Below are 25939 nucleotides of genomic sequence, written 5' to 3' on the forward strand. Positions count from 1 at the left end.
ACGCGTGCAAACTCCTACACGCGAGCACTTGCAGCCAGCCAAACACATTGTAAGTGTCCTATTGATATATTGATACATTAGTGCTTTAGTCTTGCGTGTGTGAGGCCGGCCCTGCCGGATTTGGGAGGATATTATGAGCAATATCGGACTGGAGGAGCAGGCAAACTCCGCCATGATGCGAAGGGTGGCGATTGCTTCCTGCATCGGCACCACCGTCGAGTGGTATGATTTTTTCATTTATGCCACCGCTTCGGCGCTGGTTTTCAATAAGCTGTTTTTCCCGAGTTTCGATCCGCTCGTCGGCTCACTGGTCGCGCTCGGCACCTATGCCGCCGGATTCTTCGTGCGACCGATCGGCGGATTACTGTTCGGCTATCTCGGCGACCGATACGGCCGCAAGAGCGCGCTAGTCACCACGCTTCTGATCGTCGGCATCGCCACCTTCGTCATCGGCCTCGTGCCGACTTATGAAAGCATCGGCATTGCCGCTCCGCTGATCCTGCTGTTCATCCGCATGCTGCACGGTTTCGGCATCGGCGGCGAACAGGGTAATGCGATCCTCATCATGTGCGAGCATGCGCCTGCCAAAAGGCGCGGCTATTTCGGCTCATGGGTACAGACGGGTGCGCCCGCCGGCTTCATCCTGCCGCTCGGCATCTTCGCAGCGTTAACGGCCACGCTGTCGGAAGAGGCCTTCATGAGCTGGGGCTGGCGCATTCCCTTTCTGCTCAGCCTCGTGCTGGTGGCTGTCGGCATGTATATCCGCCTACAACTAACGGAATCGCCGCTGTTCCTGGAAATGCGCAGGCGCCGTGCGGAGGACCCGCATCCACTTGTCGAGATCGTCAGGAAATATCCACGCTATCTCGCCCTTGGCTGCGGCACCAAGTTTGCCGAAAGCGTTGCCTTCACCAGCTTTGCGGTACTGATCACCGCCTATGCGACGAGCCGCGGCGTGTCGCGGCCGGTAATGACGACGGCATCGCTTATCGCCATCGTGCTGGAGCTGGTCTGCATGCCGTTTTGGGGCGCGCTTTCCGATCGCATCGGCCGCAAGCCGGTCTATATCCTTGGCGCGTCGACCGTGCTGCTGGCGAGCTTTCCGACCTTCGCGCTGGTCTATTATCGCGTCGACAGCTACATCTGGGTAGGCTTGACGGCGGCGCTGGCCATCGGCCATAGCGCCATGTACGGGCCGCAGGCCGCCTATTTGCCGAATTCTTCCCGACCCGGGTGCGCGCCAGCGGCGTCTCCTTCATCCAGCAGATCGGCGCGCTGATCGGCTCCGTCGGAACACTTGCTGCCGGCTGGCTTCTGGCGCTTTTGAATGGTGCGCCCTGGGCGCTCGCTGGCTTCATCGCTCTCGGCTGTGCGATCACTATCGCCTGCATAGCGGCGCTGCCGGAAACAGCACCGCGCCTTGGGCGATGGAAGGACCTGGTCGACAGCTTGACGTCAGGCGATAATATGGAAGCCCGCCGACAGCGCGCATAAGCAAGAGACAAAATGATATCAGCCTTCGAAGTATTCTCCGACCGCTGGAGTTTTCTCGGCGAAAGCCCGGTCCTGTCGGATGACGGCAACTGTCTCTGGTGGGTCGATACCGAGGGCTGCCGGCTGCTGCGAACCGACGTAGCGTCCGGCAGAACCGAGGTCTGGGATGCGCCGGAGGCTGTCGGCTGCATCGCCCTGCGGCCGGATGGAACGCTGCTGGCAGGCCTTGCCAGCGGCATTTTTCTCTTCGATCCGGCAAAGGGCCGTTTCGACCTCGCCTGCTCGCCGGAAAGCCGTAGGGATGTTCGCTTCAACGATGGCGCCCTCGATCCGGCGGGCCGCTTCTGGGCGGGCAACATGCAATTCACCCTGACCGAACCTGCGGGCGCCATTTTCTGCGTCGAAGCCGATCTTAGTCATCGCCGCGTCTTCGATGGCATATGGACGCCCAATGGGCTCGCCTTCGATCCGGTCCGTAGCCGCATGTATTTCTCGGATTCTCATCCGACCGTACAAACGATCTGGGTCTGCGATTATGATGTCTCCACGGGAACGCCGAGCAATCGGCGCGTCTTTGCGACGACGCATGAATTCGCCGGCCGGCCCGACGGCGCGTTTATCGATAAGGACGGCATCTACTGGATTGCCGGCGTCGAGGGATCACAGCTTCTCCGCTTCGCACCATCAGGCGAAGCGCTGGAACCGATCGCCTTTCCCGTGACACATCCAACTAAGATCGTCATGGACAGAGCCAATCCGCGCTCCATTTTTGTCACGACCAGACGGACCGTTCCCGAGGAGGATACGCACGCCTCGGGGCATGTGCTGCGCGCAACTTTTCGATGATCGTTCTAGGACAAGCGCTTATCGGCTGACGTAATCCGGATATTTCTCGCAAATGAGATCGATGATCGACAGCGTGCCGGAAAGATGCTTGCGAAGCGCTGCCACTGCCTGTTCCACATCCCCCGACTGGATGGCATCGACAATGGCATGATGATCGGCAATGACCTGCTGCTGTTTGCCCGGCATCGGCAGGTTCAGCATGCGAAGCCGGTCGAGATGAACGCTCTGGCGCCGCACGGTTGCCCACAGTCCCAGGATGTCGACCCTTTCGAAGAGGACACGGTGGAAATCCTTGTCGAGGGCATCGAACAGATCGTAGGTCTCGGGTGACGCCACATGCTCTTGCCGCACCAAAACATGCCGCAACGCCGCCGCCGTTTCCTCCGGCGATTCGGCTGTCAGCCGCCGGACGGCTTCCAGCTCGATCGACAATCTCAGGAAGTGCGCTTCGACGGCGTTGCCGATATCGATTCTCGCGACGACGGTGGCGTATTGCGGGTAAACCTCGACCAGCCCCTCCTCCTCCAGCCTGATCAAAGCATCGCGAACCGGCGTCTGGCTGACGTTGAATTCGCTCTGAAGCGAGATGCGCGACAGGACGGTGGTCGGCGGCAAACTCATTGAAAGAATACGCGATCGCAGGATTTCCAGGATCTGCGGCGCCACTTGGCGGGAGCGATCCAAGGCGAATTCTTTCGGGTTTACTTTCACTGGCTACCTTCCTGATCGAGAACGTAAGTTCATAAAGCACAATTTAGGGCTTGATGCACTGATACATTAGTGCTTTAGTCAATTTATGTAAACGCGATTTCACGGGTTTGCGTCATTTGGGAGGACATAATGAGAGGATTTCTTCGCGGCATGACCGCGGTTGCCGTAATGCTGGCCGGCACGTTTTCCGCTAGCGCTGCCGAAAAGACCGATATTTCGATCACACGCCAGCCAGGCATTCTTTATCTCGTCAGCCACGTCATGGAGACGCAGAAGTTGATCGAGAAACGCGCCGAGGCTGACGGCCTGCCGGGCGTCAAGGTCGAATGGCGTACCTTTAGCGGCGGCGGCGCGCAAACGGACGCGCTTCTTGCCGGCAGTGTCGACATCGTCAATACCGGCACCGGCAATCTGCTGCTGCTCTGGGATCGCACGAGAGGCAAGGTCAAGGGCATCGTCACCAACTCCGCGCAGCCGGTCATCATGGTCTCGCGCGATCCGCGCATCAAATCGCTGAAGGACATCCAGCCGGGCGATAAGATCGCCGTGCCGACGGTCGGCGTCTCGACGCAGGCGATCCTGCTGCAGATGGCCGCCGCTCAGATGTATGGTGACGATCAAGTACACAAGTTCGACGCCAATACGGTGCAGCTTGGCCATCCCGACGCCATGGCGGCGCTTGCAAACCAGAACCATGAAGTGAAAAGCCATTTCTCGGCCCCACCCTTCCAATATCTAGAACTGAAGCAGCCGGGCGTTCATCAAGTCGTCGATTCCCGCGACATCATCGGTGGCGAGCTGACGCAAGGCACCTTCTTCACGACGACGCAATTCGCTGATGCCAACCCCACGATCATCAAGGCCATACGCGAAGCGACGGCCGATGCCATCGGTGTAATCAAAAAGGACCCGAAGACAGCAGTCGAGGCCTACAAGACGGTCAGCGGTGACAAGACCAGTGTCGACGACCTCCTGACGATCCTGAACCAGCCGCACATGATGGAATTCCGCATGGATCCGCAGGGAACCATGAAATTTGCGGCGCATCTCCACAAGATCGGGACCTTGAAGGCGATGCCCAAGGCCTGGACCGACTACTATCTGCCGGAAGCGGCGGATCTGAATGGCAATTGAAGCCTGATGGCGGCGCCAATGCCGCCCTCAGCTATCTCTCATGGAGGAGCCTTATGCTTCAGGCAAAAATTGCAGCCGATGCCGTGCCGGCTGAAATGGCCAAGGCCAAACCACTCTTGAACGTCGACAAGGTGACGCTTCGCTACAAGACGCCGAACCTTTTGATCACCGCCACCGAAGAGGTCAGCTTTTCGGTAGCGCAATCGGATCGCTTCGTGCTCCTCGGACCATCCGGTTGCGGAAAATCGACATTGCTAAAGGCCATCGGCGGCTATCTGACGCCGGCGGCGGGCCGCATCGAGATCAAGGGGCAACCCGTGAAGAAGCCCGGCGCGGACCGGATGATGGTCTTTCAGGAGTTCGACCAGCTCCTGCCCTGGAAGACTGTCCTGGAAAACGTCATGTTTCCGCTGACGACCGCCCGGCGCCTGCCTCGTGCGCAAGCCGAAGCCATCGCCCGCGACTATATCGACAAGGTCAAGCTCACTCGCGCTGTGGATACCTATCCGCACATGCTTTCTGGCGGCATGAAGCAGCGTGTGGCGATCGCTCGCGGCATGGCTATGCAACCCGACATCCTGCTGATGGACGAACCCTTTGCCGCACTCGACGCTCTGACCCGCAGGCAGATGCAGGACGAGCTTCTGCAGCTTTGGGAGGATACGCGTTTCACCGTCATCTTCGTCACACATTCGATCGCCGAGGCAATCAAGATCTCGAACCGCATCCTGCTGCTTTCCCCGCATCCCGGCCGCGTCAAGGCCGAGGTTCGCAATGTCGAATCCGTCCGTCACGACACCGCCGCAGCCGCGGAACTGGAACACGAAATCCATCACATGCTGTTTGCCGAAGCCGGACATAGGGAATAGGCCATGAACGCACCGCAGATCATCCTCGCGCCTGAGAGGACCGAACCCGCAGGCCACATCGCCTCTGTCGAGCAGAAACTCGGCGCCATCGAACTTCTTTGGCAGTCGAGCCTCTTCCGCAAATCGTTGCTGATAGTCGTCCTGGCCATCATCTGGGAGAGCTATGCGCGGCATCTCGACAATCCGCTGCTTTTCCCGACACTCAGCGACACGCTGACGGCGCTCTACGATCGTTTTGCAGACGGCGTTCTGCCCGAGCGCATCTGGACGACGCTGAAGGTATTGGTGACGGGCTACGTGACGGGGACGGTCCTCGCCGCTATTTTGACCGTTGTCGCAATCAACACTCGTATCGGCACCGATTTTCTCGAAACAATGACGGCGATGTTCAACCCGCTGCCGGCGATCTCGCTGCTGCCGCTCGCCCTCATCTGGTTCGGTCTCGGCCCCGCGAGCCTGGTCTTCGTGCTCGTGCATTCCGTGCTCTGGGCGGTTGCCCTCAACACCCATGCCGGCTTTCTCGGCGTTTCGCGCACGCTGCGCATGGTGGGGGCCAACTATGGGCTGACCGGACTTTCCTATGTGTTTCGCATCCTCATTCCCGCCGCCTTCCCGTCGATCCTGACCGGATTGAAGATCGGCTGGGCCTTCTCCTGGCGCACCTTGATCGCCGCCGAACTCGTCTTCGGCGTTTCCTCTGGTCAAGGCGGGCTTGGATGGTTCATTTTCGAAAACCGCAACCTCCTCGACATACCCTCGGTCTTCGCCGGCCTGCTGACGGTCATCGTCATCGGCCTCATCGTCGAGAACCTGGTTTTCCAAACGATCGAGCGCCGAACCTTACAGAAATGGGGCATGAAGGAATGACGCCCGCGCAAATTCGAGTCCTCGGCCAATAGTTGAATATAAGGTCTCAACATAATGAATATTAAAAGGAAATCGGTGGACTTGCGCAGCGCCAAATGGTTCGCGCCCGACGACCTCAGAAGTTCCGGACATCGATCGCGCACCATGCAGATGGGCTATGCGCCGGAAGAATGGGCGGGCAAGCCCGTCATCGCCATCCTTAACACCTGGTCCGACGCCAACCCTTGCCACGCGCATTTCAAGCACCGGGTCGAAGATGTCAAACGCGGCATCTTCCAGGCCGGCGGCTTTCCTCTCGAACTACCGGCGCTGTCGCTGTCCGAAAGCTATGTCAAACCGACGACCATGCTCTATCGCAATATGCTGGCGATGGAGGCGGAAGAACTACTGCGCTCGCATCCGGTCGACGGTGCCGTGCTGATGGGCGGCTGTGACAAGACCACGCCCGGCCTCGTCATGGGCGCGCTCAGCATGGGGCTGCCGATGATCTATCTGCCCGCCGGCCCGATGTTGCGCGGCAATTATCGCGGCGAATATCTGGGTTCCGGTTCCGACGCCTGGAAGTTCTGGGACGAGCGCCGCGCCGGCGCCATTTCGGAGAAGGAATGGGTCGACGTCGAAGCCGGCATCGCCCGGTCCTACGGCCACTGCATGACGATGGGCACGGCGAGCACGATGACGGCGATTGCCGAGGCGTTGGGCCTGACCTTGCCCGGAGCGAGCTCCATCCCGGCAGCCGATTCCAACCATATCCGCATGTCTTCGGCCGTCGGCCGCCGCATTGTCGAGATGGTCTGGGAAGACCTTGTCCCCTCGAAGATCGTCACGGCCGCCGCCGTCAGCAACGCAGTTGCAGTGGCTATGGCGACGGGCTGTTCCACGAATGCGGTCGTGCATCTGATCGCCATGGCGCGCCGCGCCGGTGTCGCCCTTACGCTGGATGATCTCGACAAGGCTAGCCGGACGACACCGGTGCTCGCCAATATCCGGCCGACCGGCAAGGCCTATCTGATGGAAGACTTCTACTATGCCGGCGGCCTGCGTGCGCTGATGGCAAAGCTGTCCACGAAGCTCGATCTCTCCGCGCTGACCGTTTCCGGCGTCACCCTCGGCGAGACCCTGGAGGGCGCCAAGTGCTACAATGACGATGTCATCCGCTCGCTCGACAATCCCGTCTATCACGAGGGCTCCCTCGCAGTCGTGAAGGGCAATCTTGCGCCGACCGGAGCAGTCATCAAGCCGGCTGCCTGCGATCCGCGCTTCCACAAGCACCAGGGACCGGCCTTGGTGTTCGACAGCTATCCGGAGATGAAAGCGGCGGTGGACGACGAAAATCTCGACATCACGCCGGACCATGTCATGGTGCTGCGCGGCGCCGGCCCGCAGGGCGGGCCTGGGATGCCGGAATGGGGCATGCTCCCAATCCCGAAGGCACTATTGAAGCAAGGCCATCGCGACATGCTGCGTCTGTCCGATGCCCGCATGAGCGGCACGAGCTACGGCGCCTGCATCCTGCATGTCTCCCCGGAATCGTATGTCGGCGGCCCGCTGGCGCTGCTGAAGAACGGCGACATTATCAGCCTCGATCTCGAAGCACGGCGGATCGACATGCTCGTGGATGACCACGAATTGCAGCGGCGGCGCGAAGCCTGGGTCAAACCCGCGGAAAAATTCGGCCGCGGCTATGGCTGGATGTTCGCCCGCCACGTGACGCAGGCCGATACGGGCTGCGATTTTGATTTCCTGGAAACCGGTTTCGGCCCGACGCCAGGCGAACCCGATATTTATTGACCGCAAAGGACGATATCATGAGCAATTACGTGTTGAGTAGCGAGACCCGCAGCAAGCTTATGGGCGTTGCCACGCCGACGATCGCCACGGCGCTTTTCAAGCGCGGCCTTCGCAACCAATTCATCCAGGATGTTCGCCCGCTGTCACCGAAGAAAGCGAACATGGTCGGCCAGGCCTTCACGCTGCGCTACATCCCCGCGCGCGAAGATCTGAACACGATCGAGGTCTTCCGCAACCCTGAACATCCGCAGCGCGCGGCAGTGGAAGCGTGCCCGCCCGGCGCCGTCCTCGTGATGGATAGCCGCAAGGATGCACGCGCGGCCTCGGCCGGCTCGATCCTGATATCGCGGCTGCAGGTGCGGGGCGTCGCCGGCGTCGTGACCGATGGCGGTTTTCGCGACAGCCCGGAAATCGCCAATCTCGACATTCCCGCCTATCATCACCGCCCGTCCGCGCCGACAAACCTGACTCTGCATCAGGCGATCGAAATAAATGGACCGATCGGCTGTGGCGATGTCGCGGTTTTCCCCGGCGATGTTCTTGTCGGCGACAATGAGGGCGTCATCGTCATCCCGGCCCACCTCGCCGACGAAATCGCCGATGAGACTGTCGAAATGACCGCTTACGAGGATTTCGTCACCGAGGAAGTCCTTAACGGCGCGACCATCATCGGACTTTACCCGGCAACCAGCGACGCGCCGAAGGTCAAGTTCGCCGAGTGGAGGAAGCAGAAAGGACGCTGATCGGCGTCTTCAGCGCTATGTCGAACCGAAATCCCGTCACCGATTACGGGGACGGGATTATTTTTGAGAATAAATAATTATATCAATATATTATCGATATTATCTAATTTGATCTATGAGGACCCCTTCTTTTGGTGTCGTCTGAAAATTCGTTGCCCTTGGCTGCGCACGGGTGTTGGCGGCCTCGCCTCTTGGCATTGCCAATTATGCGCATAACGGTCTAGCTACAGGCAGCCGATCTTTGCCGCGAGAATTTGATAGTTGAGGAGTTACAAGCCCATGTCCGTCACACGCGAAACCCTGGCCCTGTCCCATGCCGGCGCAATGCAGGCTCTTGCGGCAGCGATCGCCCATGCCGAGAAGATCGGCATTCCGCAGTGTGTCTTTATTGTCGACGCGAGCGGCGAAACCATCGCGAGCATCCGGATGGATGGCGCAAAATATCTAAGCATGCATACGGCTCGCGCCAAGGCCCGCACCGCCGCCTCGATCAATGCGCCGACCGGCGCCATCTCCTTCGAATTCGGCACCGCCGCCGGCATCGCCTCGCAAGGCGGCGTCACGCATCTGCCGGGCGGCCTGCCCATCCGTTTCGGCGGCCGGCTTGCTGGCGCGATCGGCGTAGGGTCGGGCACAGGCGATCAGGATTTCGAGGTCGCCCGCGCCGCACTTGCTGCCATTGGAGCCGATGCCGTTTAAGACAGGCTTCTCCCAGTCCGGCCATTTGCGAACGGCGCGTGTCCCCATTCTCCCGTTCAATCTCAGACGGCCGCAGCCGCATGGAAGCGGGACAAGAAAGCCTTCAGCCGTTCATTCTCCGCCACGAGCGCCGGAAGATCCTTCGGCGCTCCCTGAGCGGACACTTTTCCATCAGCCATGAAGACGATGCGGTCGCTGGCGTCCCTGGCAAAGGCGATCTCATGGGTGACCATCAGCATCGTCATGCCCTCCTCCGCCAATTGCCTGACAACATCGAGAACCTCGTTCACCAGTTCCGGATCGAGCGCAGAGGTGATTTCGTCTAACAGCAGGATCTTTGGGTCCATGGCCACGGCGCGGGCGATGCCGACGCGCTGCTGCTGACCACCCGACAATTCCGACGGCAGATTATTGATGCGGTGTCCGAGTCCCACGCGGCTGAGCCAATGCTCGGCTATCTCCCGCGCCTCCTTCTTCGGCTTGCCCCGGACCTTCTGAAGGCCGAGCATCACATTTTCCGCGGCAGTCAGATGCGGAAAGAGATTGAAGCTTTGGAAGACCATGCCCGTTTCGGCGCGCATGCGCGCCAGGTCCTTCTCGCCACGGCGCTGCTGATTGGTGCCGTCCCGATAGCCGACCTCGGCGCCATCGATCTGGATCGAGCCGCTGTCATAGCTTTCGAGAAAGTTCACGCAGCGCAGAAGCGTGGTCTTGCCGCTGCCCGAAGGGCCGATGACCGAGACCACCTCGCCTTTGGCGACATCCATATCGATGGAATGCAGAACCTGGACGGGTCCAAATGCCTTGGCGACATTGCGTATTCTAAGGAGCGGCGTGGCAGCTTGTATATTGTTCATGACGGTCAATCCCTGATGTAGGAGTAGCGGCGCTCCATTCTCCGGCTCAGGCTGGAGAGACTGTAGTTGATCGCGAAGTAGATGAAGGCTCCGAGAAGGTAGAGCGGCATGGCCTCATAGGTCCGGCCGATCACTTCGTTGATCGACTGCATGAGGTCAACGATGCCGAGCAACGAAATCAGAGCACTTCCTTTGACCGCATCGGTCACGCCATTGATCCAGGGCGGCAGAAAGCGGCGTGTCGCCTGCGGGAAAATGACATAGCGCAGGCGCTGAACAAAAGTCAGGCCGATGGCCATGCCGGCTTCCATCTGTCCCTTGGGAATGGAGAGAACGGCGCCGCGCACGTATTCGACGACCTGGGCCGATTTGAACAGCGTCAAGGCGACCACACCGGCCCAAAAGGCAACGATATGCAGGCCGAGTGCTGGAAATCCATAATAGACGATGAAGATGAGAACGAGGATTGGAATGCCTCTGATACAATCGCTGAAGAAGCGCACCAGCAGCTTGATCGGCCAGGGGCCGTAGATCAGCCCGACCCCAAAGACGATGCCGATGCAAAGCGAAAGCGCGACGACAATTGCGGAGACCCAAAGCGTGATCAGCAGGCCCTTCAGAAGGAACGGCAGAGCATAGACGATCGCAGCCATACTAGCGCTCCACCCTGAAATGACCTTCCAGCCGTCGCAGGCCGAACAAGATGAGGTAACCGGTGACGAGATACATCAGGGTCGCGATGATGTAGACCTCTACGATGCGGAAGGTGTTGAAATTGATCCATTGCGCTCCGTAGGTGAGCTCCGGAACCGCGATGACCGAGGCGACCGACGTATCCTTGAACAAAGAGATGAACGTGTTGGACAGCGCAGGCAAGGTGATGCGTGTCATCGTCGGCAGGCGGACGTAAAGGAGACGCTGCAACGGCGTCAGCCCGATCGCCTTGCCCGCATCGATCTGGCCCCGCGGCACGGCTTCGAGACCGGATCGGAACACCTCAACGAGATAGGCACCAGCATAGACCGACAAGGTGATGACGAAGGAGGTCGTCGCGCTATAGGCGATGTTCACAGCGGTCGGAAGTCCATAAAAGACGAGATAGACGAGCAGGATCAACGGCACATTGCGGATGAACTCGACGTAAGCGGCGATGAAACGGCGCACAATTTTGCCGGCCGATACGTACCAGATAGCGAGGACGAGCCCTATCAAGGCACCAATGGCAATGGAAATGACCGCCAGCTCGAGGCTGAGCAGAAGCCCGCCCCACAGCTTGTCGATGTGTCGCCAGATAAGATTGAAATTCAGGTGATAGCCCATGCCGGCCATTATCTCCCGCTAAGCGATCGATGTCTGCGACGGAGCCAGCGCCAGCCGAAGCCGCGCTGGCTCCGTCCAGATCAGATGGTCGGGAAACCCGGTTTGCGCACCGGCGCATCCAGGCCGAAATATTCCTTGAAAGCAGCATCATAGAGCGCCGATTCATGGCCGAACATGGCGGTGTTGAACGTCGTATTGACGAAATACAGCCAGTCGAGATCGCCCTGACGGACGCCGGCGCCGTAAAGCATGCTGTTCCACTGCTTGCCCGCATCGAAATAACGATCGGGATTGCGCGAGGAAAGCCAGCGCACGGTCGACAGATCGACCGCGGCCGCATCGACACGCTTTGCTTCCAAAGCCTGTAGAACGTTCGCCTGGGTGTCGATCTGCATGACCTGCGCATCCGGCAGAACGAGGTGAATGGTCTTTTCCGCGTCGACGTTCTGGAGAATGGAAACGCGCGTGCTACTGCCCCCGGCCAGGAGCTTGTCAAAGGTCTTGTTGTCGGCGTCCGGACGGGTCAGCAGCGCGACGCCTTCGACATAGTAGGGCCGGGAGAAATTGATGAGCTGCGCACGCTGCGCCGACATCGTCATGAACTGGATGGTAATGTCGACCTTGCCGGTAACGATGTTCGGAATGCGCTGCTGCGCATCCTGCTTGACGAATTCGACCTTGGTTTCATCGTCGAACAGGCCCTTGGCAAGAATGCGGCCCATGGTGATGTCCATGCCGACCAGCTCTCCGGCATCGTTCTCAAAATGCCAGGGAGCGTTGGTGCTGCCGGTGCCCACAATCAGGTGGCCTCGATCCAGCACCGTGCGCAGCAGGCTGTCGCTGGCTGCCTGCGCCGCCGCCTCTTCGCTGCTGGCCATCAGGCCAACGGCAGTACCGACCGCCAAGCCACCCAGGCCCAGCTTCAAAAAATCACGACGCTGCGAAATATCGTTCATGTAAGCCTCCGCGTTTGAGATAAAGTTCCCGTAGTCGAGCTTGTTTTTCAAGCTTCCGTCTTATATATAAGACACGTTTCTTATATTTAGGACGATATACCGATTTTGGCGCTGGCGCAATGCCAGAGCGGCAGCAATGGAGCATTTCTGGCATGGTTTCGAACGACGAAGGTGCGCGAAAGACCCGGGAGGCCCATGGACCTCGTGAGCGCGGTATCGATAGAGTCTTGAAATTGCTCGCTTATCTGAACAGGGCCGGGCAACCGGTGCGGCTCGCCGATCTGCCGAAAGCAATCGACGCACCGCGATCGACGATCTACGATCTCGTTGGCATCCTCTCTGATGCGGGTATTCTGGAGACGAACGGCAGCGACAATAGGGTCTATTTCGGCAAGCTGCTTTATCTCTATGGCACGCGTTACCTGCAGGAAAACGACATCATTATTCGCGGCAGGGAAGCAGTCGAGCGACTCTCGAAACAGACCGGCGAGACGAGCGAGCTCTGTGTGCGCCACAGGAACAAGCAGGCGATCGTCCATGCCGCCCCAGGTTCGCGCCCGCTCCGCATCAGCTCGGAGATCGGATCGCAGGTACCGATCCCCTGGACGGCATCGGGAAGGCTTTTGCTATCGCATCTGCCGAAAGAAGAAATCGGCAGATTGCTGGAGGAAGGCGACCTGACCCTTCCCGACGGACGCTCGGTCGACCTTGAGGATTTCGCCCGCGAATGCAGCGAGGCCAAGAAAAAGAAGCTGATCGTCACCACGGGCTTGATCAACAGCTTCACCCAATGCATGGCCGCCCCCATCTGGAACTCGAACGGCATCGTCGAAGCGACCATCTGCTTCGTCCTGCCGATCGATGTTTCGGAGGACCACAAAACGGCCCTGGGCGCAGAGCTCGTTCGCACCGCGGAAGGCCTTTCGATCGGCAACAACTATCTGACCGCGGCTCAATAGATCCCAACGGGGCCTATTGTTCCCGCACCAATTTCAGCACGAGCTGCTGCAGATTGCCGCCGTCGCTGAGTTCGGTTTTGTCGAAATCCCGGGCTCGCTGACGCTGTCTGTCGGAAATCTCGGACAGGCGCTTCGTCAGATCACTCCTGATCTTCTGGCACTCAGGATCGTCGGCGGCACTGAGGCCGACGCTCACGGTCTCAATCTCCTTCACCATGTCCTTGATCATCTCGCCATGCACGAGCTCATGTCTGTGCACGCCTGCGATAAACGTCTCCCAGCTTCTCTTGGTCGAGACCGGCAACTGCTCCGCAGGCTTGGGCAACGTGTAGGTGATTGTCAGCTTCGGTTGTGCGGAAACTAGGACGCAGGAATCGCCCTGCGGTTCGTATTTCCTCGTCCAGGTCAGCTTGAAACCCGTGTGTGCGATAGCGCGCGCTCCACCGCCAACCTCAGGCCCTTTCTCGCCGATCGATTCATAAAGATCCGCGCCAGACTTGCCAGCAATGGCATAGGTCTTCACCTTCTCGACGGCCTGCCACTGGGCGTGCGCAACCATCGGCAATGATGCAAAACACACTGTCAGCACACAAAATCGAACGCCTGCCTTCATGCAAATCCCCATGAACAATGCCCAATGCCGGCGAAACTACCGGGTGCAAATGCCGCTTTCAATCGGACGATGAGAATCCGAACAAACTCGTCCCGCTCAGACGACCGGCGATGACTGCAGGAGTTCTTCGGCCTCCTGCCGGCTCATATGGAAAATCGCCTTGCCGATCTCGAAGCCAAATCCGTTGCGGGCGAATGCGGACAGTTCTTTTGCCTTTCGCTTCTCATCGGGCTCATCTCTCCGAAATGGCCCGAAGCCGCGTTTGCGGGCAAAGATGATGGCCGCGAACAAGTCGTTCGTGGCGTCCAACGCCGTCATCACCGTGTTGCTGTCTATGCCTTTCGAAGCGAGCTTGTAGCCAATGGCCTTCCTTGATTTGCCGGAGCGCATCGCGGACCGCGTGCTGATCTCGGCAAAGGCGACGTCATTAAGGGCGTTCTGGTCATAAGCGAACTGGACCGCGAAATCAGCGACGGCCTTGATCTGCGCATCGCTGATGTCTTCAAACTTCTGTTTCGCTTTTCTCGTGATCGCATCGAACAACTGCTTCTCGGTCATCATCTTGCGTTCAAGGCGATAGATCGTCGAATTGCGTGCCCAGGCCAGCATTCGGGGCGTAGGAGTTTGATCCATGGGCAGAGGATGTTCAGAATCAGAAAAACGGAGTTTCGAGGTGAAGGTGTCTACGTCATGCACCCTGTTTTCGCAACGAAATCCCCTTGCGCACCTGAACACTATTCCGCGAAGAAATCTGCATTTTCCGCGGCGATCCGTTCGATGGCGGCAAAAGCGGTGCGCAAATGGGCTTGCATCACCTTGGTCGCCCCATCCGGATCACCCGTGACGACGCGATGGACCAAATCCTCGTGTTGACGAAAGATCATCTCCAGCCAATCGATCCGCTCGAGCGATAGATAGCGAAGACGGTCGAGGGACACTTTTGCCGACGCGATCATGCCCCAGACATGGGGATGCCCGGCGATTTCCATCAGTGCCCGGTGCATCGCCTCGTCAGACAGGAAAAAGCCGATGTGATCGCCCTTGCCGATCAGCCGCCGTTGATCTTCCAAAAACCGGTGCAGCCGCGCTTCCTTGTCCGCCACGGGTGACGTGGCGGCTTCGGCGACGGCGCTGCATTCCAGCATTTCGCGCACGAACTGCGCGTCCCGAACCGCGCTGATTTCGATGGGTGCAACATAGGTGCCGACCTGCGGCACGACGACCAGAAAGCCTGCATCCGCCAGCCTTTGAAACACCTGCCGAACCGGCGTTCGGCTCAAGCCGACCTCGTCGGCGATCCGTGTTTCCGAAATAGCCGCGCCCGGCCGAAGTTCGCCGGTCAGTATCCGCATATAAAGGACGTCATAAAGGTCCTTGATGCTCATCCGTGGGCGGATTGGTGATACGACCATCGGTTCAATGCGCCTCTGCTGTGATGGTGCTCAGGAAGCGCCGGGCTCGGTCACTGCTCGGATTTGCGATCAGCGCGCGAGGTTCCCGGTCTTCCACGATCTTGCCTTCGTCCATGAAAATCATCCGTGTGCCGACATCGGCGGCGAAACGGATTTCGTGCGTGACGACTAGCATTGTGCGGCCCTCGCGAGCAAGGTCGCGCATGACGCCGAGAACCTCGCCGACGGTTTCCGGGTCGAGCGCCGAGGTCGGCTCGTCGAACAGCAAGATGTGCGGCTCGGCGCAAAGGGCACGGGCGATCGCCACCCGCTGCTGCTCGCCTCCCGACATCTGTGCCGGATAGGCATTCATCCGGTGGGACAGGCGCACCCGTTCGAACAGAGCTTTTGCACGCGCTTCGACCGTCTTCCGATCCTGTTTATGCACGACCACTGAGGCGAGCACGACATTTTGCAGAGCGGTCAGATGCGGATAAAGGTTGAAGTGCTGAAAAATCATGCCGATCCGGCGGCGGACGCTGGTGATCGCGCCGCGTTCATGCGCAAGCACCGGCCGGCCCTCGAAGCGGATCTCGCCGCCCTGGATGTCTTCCAATCCATTAACACAACGCAGCAGCGTCGATTTGCCGGTGCCGGAAGGGCCGATGAAGCAGACGATCTCACCCGGCTGTACCTGCATGGAAATACCATCGAGAATGGTGCGCTTGCCAAAGCGCTTCACCACATTGTCGAATTCGAGGACTGCCTGCGTCATTGTCCGCCTCCCGCGAGCATGAGCTTCGTTCCGACGTTGTAGCGCCGCTCAAGCGCGCCTCCCGCCAGCGAGATTCCATAGTTGATGAGGAAATAAAGGACGCCGAGCATCAGCAGCGGCGCGAAACTGCCGCCCGTGCTTTCGCGGACCAGAAGACCGGTCTTGGTCAATTCGACATAGCCGATGATCGAGGCGAGCGAGGACTCCTTCAGCGTCGTCACATAGACACCGACCGAAGGCGGCAGGACGACCCTCAATGCCTGCGGGCCGACCACATGCCGCATGGTCTGAGCAAAGGTCATTCCCGAGGATTGCGCGGCTTCCCATTGGCCGCGTCCCACGCTCTCGATGCCAGCGCGCATGACCTCGGACATCGTGGCCGTGGCGTGCAGCGCCAGCGCAAGGGTCGCCGCCATAAAGGTCGAAATATCAACCCCAAACATAACCGGCAGGCCGAAATAGGCAAAGAACAGCACAATCAGGATCGGAATGGACCGAAAGAATTCGACAAAAAGCAGAGCCACCACTCTTAGCGGCCACCAGCGGGACGTCCGCGCCAGCGCCACGAAGCCACCCGCGACGGCACCGATCATCAGAGCCAGCCATGACAACCAGATCGTGAGTGCGGCCGCCTTTAGAAAAAGCGGCAGAAAGGAAAACAGGTCGTGATTCATCGGCGCGCACCATTATCCCTGAAAAGCATGCGGCCGATCGCAAGGCGCATGAGGTTCACCGCCTGGCAAAGAACCAGATAGACGCCCGCCGCCACCAAGAAAGTTTCAAAGAACCGGAAGGAGGTGGAGCCGACCGTCTGCATCCACGAGGCCACATCCTCCACGGCGACCGCGGAAGCGAGTGAGGAGGCAAGGATGACTGCGATCACCTGATTGCCGAGCGGGGCGTAGATGACCCGAAAGACCTGCGGCAGAATGATATGGCGATAGGTCTGGACGGGGTTGAAACCCTGCGCCCGCGCCGCTTCGAATTGGCCATGCGCGATGGCGACAAGCCCCGCGCGGATGATTTCTGCCATGTAGCCGGCGCTGTTGAGCGTCAATCCGATCAAGGCGGCGGTGAAGGAAGAGAACCGCAATCCCATGGCGGGAAGCGCGAAATAGACGATATAGAGAATGACCAGAAGCGGCGTGTTCCGCATGATCTCGATATAGGTGATCGCCAAGACGCGCGAGAGGCGGCTCTGGCTGCGCCGCATGATTGCCAATCCGCAGCCGATGATCACGCTGAGGACGATCGCGAGGATCGAAAGGTTCAGCGTAGTCTGCGCGGCATCCCAGAGAAGTGGCAGATATTCGCGAATGCTGCGAAACTGGAGCGTGTAGTGCATGGTCCCCTCCGCCAAGTCCTCTCCGCGGGATGGTGGAGCGGCTCAAGGCCGCTCCCTTTGGATCAATATTGTGCCTGCAGCGCCGGCTGGTCGAAGCCGAACCACGTCTTGAAAAGCGCCTTGTTGTCGCCGGACGCGTTGAACTGGTCGACGAACAGGTTGACGACCCGCAGCCAATCGGCATCGCCCGCCGGTACACCGATGGCAATTTCGGCGCGTGCGAGCGAACCGTCGACCTGACGAAGCTTGCCCGCGTTGTCGCTGATGGCCTTGCGGTTGTAGAAATCGTCTTCCGCCATTGCGTCGACCTGTCCGGACAGCAGAGCGCTGAGTTCGTCGGCTTGGGTGTTGAAACGGACGAGCTGGGCGTTGGGCATATGGGCCGGCACGGCGCGCTCCGCCGTACCGCCGCGGGAAATAGCAACGCGAATCTTGGCGGCATTGGCCTCATCGATCGTCTTATAGGGCGCGCTTGCCGGCACAAGCAGCCGCATATTCGTCACCACATAGGGGTTCGAAAAAGCAACCGACGTCGAGCGCTCGACATTGCGGGTGAAGTCGGCGATCGTCACGTCGACCTTGCCGGTCTGCAGCGACGTTACGCGGCTTGGAATATCGGTAACGACGAATTCAGGATCGACCTTCAATGCCGCCGCCAGCTTTTTCGCGATTTCGATGTCGTAGCCGACAGGCACGCCGTCAGCGCCGACGGTTGCATAAGGCGGCAGGCTGCCGAGCACGGCGACGCGAAGCTTGCCGTTGGAAAGAATCGACTGAAGAACACTGCCGGATTCCGCGAAGGCCGGAACCGAAACGGTTGCGGCGATCGCCAGACCACTAAGAAGACCCAAAAATGCGCGTCTCAAGAACATGGATATACCCTCCCAGGTCATTGGGTTGAATGCTTCCGCTAAGCGGCGGTGATTAGGCATCGAAGGCGAGCTGCACTTTGAGTGTCTGCTCGGGATGCTGTTCGATGAGATCAAAGGCGGCCGCCGCGTCGGCAGCGGCAAAGGTCTGCGTGATCATCGCATTCGGCTTGAGCGCGCCGCTTTCCAACCAGCCGACCACCTCTGGAATGAAACGGCGATTGAGACGAGAACCGACGAGGCTCAGCTCCTTGCGGACGATCTCCTGTTGGCTGACATTGCAAGGCGCGGAGGAAAATCCGAGCAATCCGATCCTGCCGGCAGGCGCGGCGACACGGCATGCTTCCTCAAGCAGGTAAGGGATTCCCGCACCATCGATAACGACCGATGGGCCGAGCCCGTCCAGCTCGCCGGCAACCATGTCCGGAACGGACTTTTCCAAAGAATTGAACACGAGGTCGGCGCCAAATTCACGAGCACGCTCAAGCCGCTTGTCATCGATATCGGCAACGATGCAGCGCGCGCCCTTCATTTTGGCGACCTGCAGCACAGTCAGGCCGACCGTGCCAGCGCCATAAATCAACACCGCATCTTCGGGGCCGCAGCCCGTTCTCGCCAGCACATTCGCGGCAACCGCCAGCGGCTCGGCAAGAGCGGCTATGTCGAAACCGAGGGACGATGAAACCTTTACCGCATTGTCTTCCGGTACGACGGCCACCGACCGGAAGCCGCCATCGCGGTGAACGCCGATCACCTGCAGATTGGCGCAGACATTCGATCGGCCGATGCGGCAGGGATGGCACTTTCCGCAGGAAATGACGGGATCGGCGACCACATGATCCCCGACTGTAAGGCGCGAAACGCCGGCACCGATCGCTTCCACCGTGCCGGCAAACTCATGCCCAATGATACGGGGATAGACGACGAACGGGTTCGAGCCGTGCAGGATGTGTATGTCCGAACCGCAAATGCCGGCGCGGCTGACGCGGATCGAAACTTCGCCCGGCGCCAATTCTCCGGAAGAATTTTCGTCCTCCAACGCCAGCCGATGAGGCGCGCGTACCGCTATCGCAACCATGTATCCTCCCTGCTCCCACCACGGGCCACGCCTCAAAGAGGCGGCTTATGTGAAGCTTGCATACTTGTATCCAAGAATGCTGGGAGGCGCAAGGCTGTTTTTTAGGCTGTCACCGACAAAGCGCCTCTCGTCTCAAAGAAAGGATTCCAGAAGCGAATTCACCAGGTCACGCCAGGCCCTGTTTGCCTGTAGTTCCCCCGGGAAAAGCCCCGGCACAGCAAAGAAGGAGGCTGTTTCGTCGTCCGGATGCCCCGTGTCCGCCGCGGCCTTCAACAGTTCGCTGGCGCGCGGATCGTCCAGAGTATCGGCCCGCTTGAGAAAGGCTATCCAGACAGCCGTAGCAAAGGCGAACTCCGCTCCGTCGCTCCCCGAAGAAAGGGCGTCGACGGCGGGCTGGAAAAGCCGCTGCGGCAGTTTCTGCGAGCCGTCCATGGCGATCTGCAGCGTGCGATGCGCGATGGCCGGGTTGGCGAAACGCTCCACCAACTGATCCATATAGTGGGCAAGATCGATACCGGGCACGGGATCGAGCGTGCGCACCGCCGCCTGCATGTGCCGCCGGACCAGCGCGACATTCTCCGGCACACTCATGACGTCGCGGACGAATTCGAGCTTCTGCAATTGCCCGAGATAGGCGATCAGGGAGTGCGAACCGTTGAGCAGCCGCAGCTTCATTTTCTCGTAGGGCTCGACATCCTTGACAAAGAGCGCGCCGCCCGCCTCCCAGACGGGGCGATCCGAAACGAAATCATCCTCGATCACCCATTGCGAGAAGGTCTCCGCTTCGATCGACAGCCTGTCCTCCACTCCCAACAGCCTTTCGGCTCGGGCTCGGGTTTCCGCCGTTGCGGCCGGAACGATGCGATCCACCATGCTGCAGGGAAAGGACACTTTTTCCGTGATCCAGGCAGCAAGGTTGGGATCGCGCATTTGCGCCATCTCAGTCACAAGACGGCGGACGATGCGGCCATTGCTCGGCAGGTTATCGCAGCAAAGCACGGTGAACGGCGGCAGACCCCTATCCCGCCGCCGGGCAAGTCCTTCGGTCAAGTAACCGATAACGCCCCAAGGGCGGGCCGGCGATTTCAGATCGTTGGCAATTGCGGGATGGGCATGATCAATTCCGCCGCCGACGGGATCGATGCCATAGGCCTTTTCGCTGACGGTCAGCGTCACGACATGGACGGCCGGATCGGCGAGCCTCGCAAGGACAGCCTCTCCATCTTCGCTGGCCGCAAGCGCCTCGACGATCGAGCCGACAACCCGGACGCTATCGCCGGAGCGGTCACGCGCAACAACGCTGTAAAGGCAGTCCTGCGCCTGCATATCATGGGCGATCTCGGTCGACCGCAGGCTGACGCCGACAATGCCCCAGTTTCCAAATGCGTGAGCCAGCGCCGCATCCGTATAAACCGCCTGATGCGCGCGGTGAAAGGCGCCAAGACCTATATGAACGATCCCGGGCTTCAAAACCTGCCGGTCATAAGCGGGAGACTGAATTGAATCATGTGGTTGCGTGCGGGCATTCAATCGTTCCATCAGCGGGCCAATCCATATTGAGGGTGTGACAAGGCACGCTCGATGCCCCGCAGTTCTGCGAGGCCTTTCAACCGGCCGATGGCAGGATAGCCCGGCTGGGCCCCGCGCGCCAAGTCATCCAGGATTTCCTGGCCGTGATCTGGCCGCATGAAAATCGTATGATCCGCGCGCCCCTCGGCTTTGCGCCGCCGCTCTTCCGAAAGGATCGCGGCGATCACCGCGACCATATCGGCATTTCCCTCAAGATGTTCGTCCTCGAAGAAGGAACCCGGCTGCGCCGTCGTTTCGCGGCGGACATTGCGCAGATGAACGAAATGGATTCGCGAGGCCAGCCGCGAGATCATCGCCGGCAGGTCGTTGTCTCCGCGCGCGCCGAGCGAGCCGGTGCAGAAGGTAACGCCGTTGGCCGGGGTGTCCACGGCCTTCAGGATGCGCGCATAGTCCTCTTCGGTCGAGAGAATGCGCGGCAGGCCGAGAAGCGGCCATGGCGGATCGTCTCCATGGGCGCAGAGCCGCATGCCCAACTCCTCGGCGACCGGCACAACCTCGGACAGGAAGTCGACCAGATTGCCGCGAAGGCGGTCAGCATCAATGGCGCTGTAGCGCGCGAGTTCGGCGCGTAATTCGGACAGGGTATAGGCTTCCGCCTGCCCGGGAAGTCCGGCCCCGACGCTGCGCGAAAGCACCGAGCGCTCTTCTTCCGGCATCTCGGCAAAGCGCCGGGCGGCAGCCTCCACCAATTCCGCGGAATAATCGGCCGCCGCATCCGGGCGCTGAAGAATATGCAGATCGAAGGCGATGAAATCGACAAGATCGAAGCGCATGGTTTTTGCGCCGCTGGGCGTCGTCCAGCGTAGGTCGGTACGGGTCCAGTCGAGAACCGGCATGAAATTGTAGCAGACCGTTGAAATTCCTGCTTCGGCCAGACGTCGGAGAGTCTCCGCCCACGCCTTCACATGGCCTTTCCAATCGCCGGACATGGTCTTGATGCTTTCGGAAACCGGGATGCTCTCGACTAGCTCCCACTCTAATCCGCCCTGCCGGATCTCATCCTGCCGCTTGCGAATTTCCTCCAGCGGCCAGGCCATACCCGTCGGAATATGATGGAGGGAGCTGACGATGCCATCCGCGCCAGCCTGAACGGCATCCCTGACGCTGACCTTGTCGATCGGTCCAAACCATCTCCACGTATGTCTCATCCTGACTTTTCCCTTGAAAACCTACGCCACCAAACCAGGCAACAATCGCTCTCGATTCAAATACACTACCATGGTAACATGTCAATGAAGCTGGTCAGTGCGCGCCGTCACGCCTCTGTGCTAAAAGCGTTCCACCCGTACAGGAGAACATCATTGGCTCTGACCGATAGAAAACCGTCATCCCTGCTTGCAATCGATCCGAAACTGCCGATGGCGCCGCAGATCTATGGCAATATTCGCCAGTCGATCCTCAATCTCCGCCTCGCGCCCAAGCAGGCCTTGAGCGAAAAGGAGCTTGCCCTCATGCTCGGCGTCAGCCGCACGCCCGTTCGTGAAGCGCTGATCAAGCTCGCCGAGGATGGGCTGGTCGATATCTTTCCCCAGCGTGGCACATTCGTTGCGCCGATCCGTGTTTCGGAAGTTCTGGAGGCACAGTTCATTCGCGAGGCGCTTGAGGTAGCCGTTGTCGCGCGCGTGACCGAAATGTCCGATCCCGCCGTCGTCGCTCGCCTGCATGAAAGCCTGGCGCGACAGAAGCGCGCGGTCGACAACAGCGACCTGGACGGATTCTTGGCGGAGGATGAAAATTTCCATTTCATCCTGTCCGTATCCGTCAATCTGACACGGGCCTGGAAGGTCATCCAGAATGTCAAAGGCCAGCTTGACCGCGTTCGTGTCCTAAGCCTGCCCGAGCCGGGGCACCTGGCCGAGCTCTACGAACAGCATCTGGCAATCGTGACCGCGATCGAAGCGGGCAATGCTTCGGCTGCCAAAAAACACATGGCCAAACATCTGCAGCAGGTCTTCCGCACCATCGACTCTCTGTTGGCGCGAAGACCTGAGATTTTTGATTGATCCGTCCCGCCGAGAGCGGTGCGGCTTATTTTGCAGACCCACTTGGTCGCAGCGGTATGATTGGCTATTGTTCCGTGGCGGCCCTTGCGCTGAAGCGCAAAGCGTCGAATGTCATTCGATGGCCGGAGGCCGTCCCAAGCACAACATCGCTATAGATCACGGGGCTCTCGCTCTGCTGGCCGCTTTGCGGATCGGATGCAGGTGCTCCCACCAGAGGAGGCAGGAATGGATTATCGCAAGCTCGGTCCCAGCGGGGCTGTCGTTACTGCATATTGCCTTGGCACCATGACCTTCGGTGCGGAGGCCGACGAAGCGGAATCTCACATATTGCTGGACGATTATTTCGCCTGGGGCGGCAATTTCATCGACACCGCCGATGTCTACAGTGCCGGCAAATCGGAGGAGATCATCGGACGCTGGCTGAAAGCGCGGCCGACCGAAGCGCGGCAGGCAATCATCGCCACCAAGGGACGCTTTCCGATGGGCAACGGGCCGAACGATATCGGTCTGTCACGCCGGCATCTCAACCAAGCTCTGAATGACTCGCTTCGGCGCCTCGATGTTGAACATATCGACCTCTATCAAATGCATGCCTGGGACGCACTGACGCCGATCGAAGAGACGCTAGGCTTCCTCGATGACGCCGTCTCTGCCGGCAAGATCAGCTATTACGGTTTCTCCAACTATGTCGGTTGGCACATCGCCAAGGCCGTCGAAATTGCCAAGGCGCGCGGCTATACGCGGCCGGTTACGCTTCAGCCGCAATACAACCTGCTTGCTCGCGATATCGAGCTTGAAATCGTCGCGGCCTGCCAGGATGCCGGCATGGGCCTGCTCCCCTGGTCGCCACTCGGCGGCGGCTGGCTGACCGGCAAGTACAAGCGTGACCATATGCCGACCGGCGCAACTCGCCTCGGTGAAAACCCCAACCGCGGCAGCGAATCCTACGCGGCACGTAATGCGCAGGAACGGACCTGGGCGATTATCGCCGCCGTCGAAGAGATCGCCAAGGCACGCGGCGTCAGCATGGCACAGGTAGCGCTCGCCTGGACGGCAGCACGGCCCGCCGTGACCTCCGTCATCCTCGGCGCCCGCACGCCCGCACAGCTTGCCGACAATCTCGGTGCGGCGGAACTGACTCTATCGGAGGCGGAGATGGGCAGGCTCAACGAGGTCAGCGCACCGCAGCCGTCTGACTACCCCTACGGCAAGGGCGGCGCCAATCAGCGTCATCGCAAGATCGAAGGCGGCCGATAATATATGGTGTGACGTCGGAAGAGCATTGCTTCTCCGCCAGCCGTGGCCGAAGTGAAGTGCCTGGGTCATTGCCCCAAGAGCGCCCGCCTCCCGGCGAGCGCTCTCTTTTTCTGAGGATCGTTACGCCTTGAAGAAGGCAAGCAGGTCGGCGTTGATGACGTCAGCATGGGTGGTCGCCATGCCGTGTGGAAGGTCCTTGTAGACCTTCAACGTCGCATTCTTGAGCAGCTTGGACGACAGAAGCGCCGAATCCGCGATCGGGACGATCTGGTCGTCGTCGCCGTGCATCACCAGCACCGGCACATCGATCTTCTTCAGGTCTTCCGTGAAGTCGGTTTCCGAGAAGGCCTTGATGCAATCGTAGTGAGCCTTGGCGCCACCCATCATGCCCTGACGCCACCAGTTATCGATGATGCCTTCAGAGACAGTCGCACCCGGACGATTGAAGCCATAGAACGGGCCGGCCGGAATATCGTGAAAGAACTGGGCGCGGTTGGCGGCAAGTGCGGCGCGGAAACCGTCGAACACCTCGATCGGCAAACCACCCGGATTTTTCTCGGACTTGACCATGATCGGCGGAACCGCGCCAATCAGCACCGCCTTGGAGACCCGGCCGTTGCCGCCATGTTGGGCCACATAGCGGGCGACTTCGCCACCGCCGGTCGAATGACCGACGTGGATGGCGCCCTTCAGGTCGAGGTGAGCTGCGAGCTCTGCGACATCGGCGGCATAGGTATCCATTTCGTTGCCGGTCGCCGTCTGGCTCGATCGGCCATGACCCCGACGGTCATGGGCGATGACACGGAAGCCCTGGTGCAGGAAAAACAGCATCTGCGCGTCCCAATCATCGGCGCTCAGCGGCCAGCCATGATGAAAGACGATCGGCTGACCTGTGCCCCAGTCCTTGTAGAAGATCTGCGTTCCATCCTTGGTCGTAATCGTGCTGCTGCTCATGATGTCCTTACCTTTCGAAGATTGTTTTACGGGAGAGGCTTGTGCAGTTTGCGCGAAGGGCATGACAACCGCTGTAGCGGCCAGGCCAAGGCCGGCCGTCATAACGCCTCGGCGGGTAGCTTGATTGATCGACTGGCTCATTTCAATCTCCATTTAATTTATATCGCACTATTTATTATCGCGATATCTATATGCTTAAAGCCATTTCGAATCCTTGTCCATAAAAATTTATCGCGATATAATTTTTCGTAATATAGAAAGGATGAGCGCAATTGGAAGATGTCTATGTCAGAACCCACGCCTGTCCCGTTGGACAATCAGCTTTGCTTTTCGCTGTATTCTGCAAGCATAGCTATCAATCGAACGTACAAGCCGATGCTGGATTCGATGGGCATCACCTATCCGCAATATCTGGTCTTATGCACCTTGGGTGAAAATGATGGGCTGACGGTCGGCGCGATCGCCGACCGTCTCGCACTAGAGTCGAGCACCATCACCCCCCCGGTGCAGCGCCTGGAACAGGCGGGCTTTGTCGAACGCCGACGCAGCAAGATCGACGAACGCCAGGTCCATGTTTGGCTGACGGGAGCCGGCGGCGACCTCTTCGCCCGGAGTCGCTGCCTGGGCGAAACCTTGATGGCGCGCTCGGGCATGACGCCTGAGCAGTTGGACGCATTGAACCAGCAAATCCGGGAACTACAGAAGATGCTCGGCGGAGAGCAATAGCCGGCATCGAATTGCCCAACAACGGCTCCATCGAGTCCGACATTCCGGAACATTTCGCCAGCGCCCCAGTTGAAATCGCGGAGAACAAGCGG

At 59.6% G+C, this 25939-nt stretch carries 29 protein-coding genes; 13 read left to right on the top strand and 16 right to left on the bottom strand.

Going from position 1 to position 25939, the window contains the following annotated elements:
- The first annotated feature begins 133 nt into the window (after positions 1-133).
- From NXC24_RS29125 to NXC24_RS29130, 3 genes are read left to right on the top strand one after another with little or no spacing between them, the layout of a single operon-like run.
- On the top strand, positions 134-1279 hold the full coding sequence (locus NXC24_RS29125; RefSeq protein ID WP_245464186.1) for an MFS transporter: 1146 nt from the start codon (positions 134-136) through the stop codon (positions 1277-1279).
- On the top strand, positions 1234-1494 hold the full coding sequence (locus tag NXC24_RS35980; RefSeq protein ID WP_245464187.1) for a hypothetical protein: 261 nt from the start codon (positions 1234-1236) through the stop codon (positions 1492-1494). The genes NXC24_RS29125 and NXC24_RS35980 overlap by 46 nt, the downstream gene beginning before the upstream one ends.
- Before the next feature lie 12 nt (positions 1495-1506).
- Positions 1507-2340, top strand: coding sequence for an SMP-30/gluconolactonase/LRE family protein (locus NXC24_RS29130; protein ID WP_104826832.1), 834 nt, complete (start codon positions 1507-1509; stop codon positions 2338-2340).
- Positions 2341-2358: 18 nt separating this feature from the next.
- Here NXC24_RS29130 and NXC24_RS29135 read toward each other — a convergent pair whose 3' ends face one another.
- Complete coding sequence (locus NXC24_RS29135; protein WP_104826833.1) at positions 2359-3051, bottom strand: GntR family transcriptional regulator; 693 nt, start codon at positions 3049-3051, stop codon at positions 2359-2361.
- A gap of 129 nt (positions 3052-3180) precedes the next feature.
- On the opposite strand from NXC24_RS29135, the gene NXC24_RS29140 reads away from it, so the two are divergent.
- From NXC24_RS29140 to NXC24_RS29165, 6 genes are all read left to right on the top strand, one after another.
- Positions 3181-4185 carry an ABC transporter substrate-binding protein gene (locus tag NXC24_RS29140; protein WP_104826834.1) on the top strand — a complete coding sequence of 335 codons (1005 nt, stop codon included), beginning with the start codon at positions 3181-3183 and terminating at the stop codon, positions 4183-4185.
- Positions 4186-4238: 53 nt separating this feature from the next.
- The gene (locus tag NXC24_RS29145) at positions 4239-5054 is read left to right on the top strand and encodes an ABC transporter ATP-binding protein (protein WP_104826835.1); all 816 of its coding nucleotides are present in this window, start codon (positions 4239-4241) and stop codon (positions 5052-5054) included.
- 3 nt (positions 5055-5057) lie between these two features.
- Positions 5058-5921 (top strand): ABC transporter permease, encoded by an 864-nt coding sequence (locus tag NXC24_RS29150; protein WP_104826836.1) that lies wholly within the window; start codon positions 5058-5060, stop codon positions 5919-5921.
- Positions 5922-5975: 54 nt separating this feature from the next.
- A complete protein-coding gene (gene araD, locus NXC24_RS29155) occupies positions 5976-7712 on the top strand; it encodes an L-arabinonate dehydratase (RefSeq protein WP_104826837.1) in 1737 nt (578 codons plus the stop codon).
- 17 nt (positions 7713-7729) lie between these two features.
- On the top strand, positions 7730-8455 hold the full coding sequence (locus NXC24_RS29160) for a ribonuclease activity regulator RraA (protein WP_104827892.1): 726 nt from the start codon (positions 7730-7732) through the stop codon (positions 8453-8455).
- Between the two features lie 279 nt (positions 8456-8734).
- Positions 8735-9154: a heme-binding protein gene (locus NXC24_RS29165; protein ID WP_104826838.1), complete on the top strand. Its 420-nt coding sequence runs from the start codon at positions 8735-8737 to the stop codon at positions 9152-9154.
- A 62-nt stretch (positions 9155-9216) separates the two neighbouring features.
- Here the strand turns inward: NXC24_RS29165 and NXC24_RS29170 are convergent, their stop codons facing one another.
- From NXC24_RS29170 to NXC24_RS29185, 4 genes are all read right to left on the bottom strand, one after another.
- The gene (locus NXC24_RS29170; protein ID WP_104827893.1) at positions 9217-10011 is read right to left on the bottom strand and encodes an amino acid ABC transporter ATP-binding protein; all 795 of its coding nucleotides are present in this window, start codon (positions 10009-10011) and stop codon (positions 9217-9219) included.
- A 5-nt stretch (positions 10012-10016) separates the two neighbouring features.
- On the bottom strand, positions 10017-10664 hold the full coding sequence (locus NXC24_RS29175; protein WP_104826839.1) for an amino acid ABC transporter permease: 648 nt from the start codon (positions 10662-10664) through the stop codon (positions 10017-10019).
- A 1-nt stretch (position 10665) separates the two neighbouring features.
- Positions 10666-11331, bottom strand: coding sequence for an amino acid ABC transporter permease (locus NXC24_RS29180; RefSeq protein ID WP_104827894.1), 666 nt, complete (start codon positions 11329-11331; stop codon positions 10666-10668).
- An 80-nt stretch (positions 11332-11411) separates the two neighbouring features.
- The gene (locus NXC24_RS29185) at positions 11412-12287 is read right to left on the bottom strand and encodes a transporter substrate-binding domain-containing protein (protein WP_104826840.1); all 876 of its coding nucleotides are present in this window, start codon (positions 12285-12287) and stop codon (positions 11412-11414) included.
- A 152-nt stretch (positions 12288-12439) separates the two neighbouring features.
- On the opposite strand from NXC24_RS29185, the gene NXC24_RS29190 reads away from it, so the two are divergent.
- A complete protein-coding gene (locus tag NXC24_RS29190) occupies positions 12440-13246 on the top strand; it encodes an IclR family transcriptional regulator (RefSeq protein ID WP_158704575.1) in 807 nt (268 codons plus the stop codon).
- Between the two features lie 13 nt (positions 13247-13259).
- Here the strand turns inward: NXC24_RS29190 and NXC24_RS29195 are convergent, their stop codons facing one another.
- The 10 genes from NXC24_RS29195 to uxuA form a co-directional block, all read right to left on the bottom strand.
- Entirely contained in the window at positions 13260-13859 is a 600-nt protein-coding gene (locus NXC24_RS29195) for a DUF922 domain-containing protein (RefSeq protein ID WP_104826842.1), read from the bottom strand.
- A 96-nt stretch (positions 13860-13955) separates the two neighbouring features.
- Positions 13956-14492, bottom strand: a complete 537-nt coding sequence (recX, locus tag NXC24_RS29200) for a recombination regulator RecX (RefSeq protein ID WP_104826843.1) — start codon at positions 14490-14492, stop codon at positions 13956-13958.
- A 101-nt stretch (positions 14493-14593) separates the two neighbouring features.
- Positions 14594-15271 carry a GntR family transcriptional regulator gene (locus NXC24_RS29205; RefSeq protein ID WP_104826844.1) on the bottom strand — a complete coding sequence of 226 codons (678 nt, stop codon included), beginning with the start codon at positions 15269-15271 and terminating at the stop codon, positions 14594-14596.
- Positions 15272-15275: 4 nt separating this feature from the next.
- A complete protein-coding gene (locus NXC24_RS29210; protein ID WP_104826845.1) occupies positions 15276-16025 on the bottom strand; it encodes an amino acid ABC transporter ATP-binding protein in 750 nt (249 codons plus the stop codon).
- Positions 16022-16699 carry an amino acid ABC transporter permease gene (locus NXC24_RS29215; RefSeq protein WP_104826846.1) on the bottom strand — a complete coding sequence of 226 codons (678 nt, stop codon included), beginning with the start codon at positions 16697-16699 and terminating at the stop codon, positions 16022-16024. The genes NXC24_RS29210 and NXC24_RS29215 overlap by 4 nt, the downstream gene beginning before the upstream one ends.
- On the bottom strand, positions 16696-17370 hold the full coding sequence (locus NXC24_RS29220; protein ID WP_104826847.1) for an amino acid ABC transporter permease: 675 nt from the start codon (positions 17368-17370) through the stop codon (positions 16696-16698). The genes NXC24_RS29215 and NXC24_RS29220 overlap by 4 nt, the downstream gene beginning before the upstream one ends.
- 62 nt (positions 17371-17432) lie before the next feature.
- On the bottom strand, positions 17433-18242 hold the full coding sequence (locus tag NXC24_RS29225; protein ID WP_104826848.1) for a transporter substrate-binding domain-containing protein: 810 nt from the start codon (positions 18240-18242) through the stop codon (positions 17433-17435).
- Positions 18243-18294: 52 nt separating this feature from the next.
- A complete protein-coding gene (locus tag NXC24_RS29230) occupies positions 18295-19317 on the bottom strand; it encodes a Zn-dependent oxidoreductase (RefSeq protein WP_104826849.1) in 1023 nt (340 codons plus the stop codon).
- A gap of 132 nt (positions 19318-19449) precedes the next feature.
- Positions 19450-20856 (bottom strand): mannitol dehydrogenase family protein, encoded by a 1407-nt coding sequence (locus NXC24_RS29235; protein ID WP_104826850.1) that lies wholly within the window; start codon positions 20854-20856, stop codon positions 19450-19452.
- Positions 20856-22055, bottom strand: coding sequence for a mannonate dehydratase (gene uxuA / locus NXC24_RS29240; protein WP_104826851.1), 1200 nt, complete (start codon positions 22053-22055; stop codon positions 20856-20858). The genes NXC24_RS29235 and uxuA overlap by 1 nt, the downstream gene beginning before the upstream one ends.
- A 153-nt stretch (positions 22056-22208) precedes the next feature.
- On the opposite strand from uxuA, the gene NXC24_RS29245 reads away from it, so the two are divergent.
- On the top strand, positions 22209-22910 hold the full coding sequence (locus NXC24_RS29245) for a GntR family transcriptional regulator (protein WP_104826852.1): 702 nt from the start codon (positions 22209-22211) through the stop codon (positions 22908-22910).
- A gap of 225 nt (positions 22911-23135) precedes the next feature.
- Positions 23136-24167: an aldo/keto reductase gene (locus NXC24_RS29250; protein ID WP_104826853.1), complete on the top strand. Its 1032-nt coding sequence runs from the start codon at positions 23136-23138 to the stop codon at positions 24165-24167.
- Positions 24168-24287: 120 nt separating this feature from the next.
- Here the strand turns inward: NXC24_RS29250 and NXC24_RS29255 are convergent, their stop codons facing one another.
- On the bottom strand, positions 24288-25262 hold the full coding sequence (locus NXC24_RS29255; protein ID WP_199773652.1) for an alpha/beta hydrolase: 975 nt from the start codon (positions 25260-25262) through the stop codon (positions 24288-24290).
- A gap of 138 nt (positions 25263-25400) precedes the next feature.
- On the opposite strand from NXC24_RS29255, the gene NXC24_RS29260 reads away from it, so the two are divergent.
- Positions 25401-25847, top strand: coding sequence for a MarR family transcriptional regulator (locus NXC24_RS29260; RefSeq protein ID WP_104826854.1), 447 nt, complete (start codon positions 25401-25403; stop codon positions 25845-25847).
- Positions 25848-25939 lie beyond the last annotated feature (92 nt).

The organism is Rhizobium sp. NXC24 (assembly GCF_002944315.1).
Classification (GTDB): Bacteria; Pseudomonadota; Alphaproteobacteria; order Rhizobiales; family Rhizobiaceae; genus Rhizobium.

Coding starts and splice junctions, on each gene's coding strand:
- NXC24_RS29140 (WP_104826834.1), top strand. CDS start 3,181: ATGAGAGGATTTCTTCGCGGCATGACCGCGGTTGCCGTAATGCTGGCC.
- NXC24_RS29235 (WP_104826850.1), bottom strand. CDS start 20,856: ATGGAACGATTGAATGCCCGCACGCAACCACATGATTCAATTCAGTCT.
- NXC24_RS29125 (WP_245464186.1), top strand. CDS start 134: ATGAGCAATATCGGACTGGAGGAGCAGGCAAACTCCGCCATGATGCGA.
- NXC24_RS29170 (WP_104827893.1), bottom strand. CDS start 10,011: ATGAACAATATACAAGCTGCCACGCCGCTCCTTAGAATACGCAATGTC.
- NXC24_RS29180 (WP_104827894.1), bottom strand. CDS start 11,331: ATGGGCTATCACCTGAATTTCAATCTTATCTGGCGACACATCGACAAG.
- NXC24_RS29215 (WP_104826846.1), bottom strand. CDS start 16,699: ATGAATCACGACCTGTTTTCCTTTCTGCCGCTTTTTCTAAAGGCGGCC.
- NXC24_RS29165 (WP_104826838.1), top strand. CDS start 8,735: ATGTCCGTCACACGCGAAACCCTGGCCCTGTCCCATGCCGGCGCAATG.
- NXC24_RS29145 (WP_104826835.1), top strand. CDS start 4,239: ATGCTTCAGGCAAAAATTGCAGCCGATGCCGTGCCGGCTGAAATGGCC.
- NXC24_RS29250 (WP_104826853.1), top strand. CDS start 23,136: ATGGATTATCGCAAGCTCGGTCCCAGCGGGGCTGTCGTTACTGCATAT.
- NXC24_RS29260 (WP_104826854.1), top strand. CDS start 25,401: ATGTCTATGTCAGAACCCACGCCTGTCCCGTTGGACAATCAGCTTTGC.
- NXC24_RS29220 (WP_104826847.1), bottom strand. CDS start 17,370: ATGCACTACACGCTCCAGTTTCGCAGCATTCGCGAATATCTGCCACTT.
- NXC24_RS29230 (WP_104826849.1), bottom strand. CDS start 19,317: ATGGTTGCGATAGCGGTACGCGCGCCTCATCGGCTGGCGTTGGAGGAC.
- NXC24_RS29255 (WP_199773652.1), bottom strand. CDS start 25,262: ATGAGCCAGTCGATCAATCAAGCTACCCGCCGAGGCGTTATGACGGCC.
- NXC24_RS29205 (WP_104826844.1), bottom strand. CDS start 15,271: ATGGTCGTATCACCAATCCGCCCACGGATGAGCATCAAGGACCTTTAT.
- NXC24_RS29160 (WP_104827892.1), top strand. CDS start 7,730: ATGAGCAATTACGTGTTGAGTAGCGAGACCCGCAGCAAGCTTATGGGC.
- NXC24_RS29150 (WP_104826836.1), top strand. CDS start 5,058: ATGAACGCACCGCAGATCATCCTCGCGCCTGAGAGGACCGAACCCGCA.
- NXC24_RS29210 (WP_104826845.1), bottom strand. CDS start 16,025: ATGACGCAGGCAGTCCTCGAATTCGACAATGTGGTGAAGCGCTTTGGC.
- NXC24_RS29175 (WP_104826839.1), bottom strand. CDS start 10,664: ATGGCTGCGATCGTCTATGCTCTGCCGTTCCTTCTGAAGGGCCTGCTG.
- NXC24_RS29130 (WP_104826832.1), top strand. CDS start 1,507: ATGATATCAGCCTTCGAAGTATTCTCCGACCGCTGGAGTTTTCTCGGC.
- uxuA (WP_104826851.1), bottom strand. CDS start 22,055: ATGAGACATACGTGGAGATGGTTTGGACCGATCGACAAGGTCAGCGTC.
- araD (WP_104826837.1), top strand. CDS start 5,976: ATGAATATTAAAAGGAAATCGGTGGACTTGCGCAGCGCCAAATGGTTC.
- recX (WP_104826843.1), bottom strand. CDS start 14,492: ATGGATCAAACTCCTACGCCCCGAATGCTGGCCTGGGCACGCAATTCG.
- NXC24_RS29185 (WP_104826840.1), bottom strand. CDS start 12,287: ATGAACGATATTTCGCAGCGTCGTGATTTTTTGAAGCTGGGCCTGGGT.
- NXC24_RS29195 (WP_104826842.1), bottom strand. CDS start 13,859: ATGAAGGCAGGCGTTCGATTTTGTGTGCTGACAGTGTGTTTTGCATCA.
- NXC24_RS29190 (WP_158704575.1), top strand. CDS start 12,440: ATGGTTTCGAACGACGAAGGTGCGCGAAAGACCCGGGAGGCCCATGGA.
- NXC24_RS29225 (WP_104826848.1), bottom strand. CDS start 18,242: ATGTTCTTGAGACGCGCATTTTTGGGTCTTCTTAGTGGTCTGGCGATC.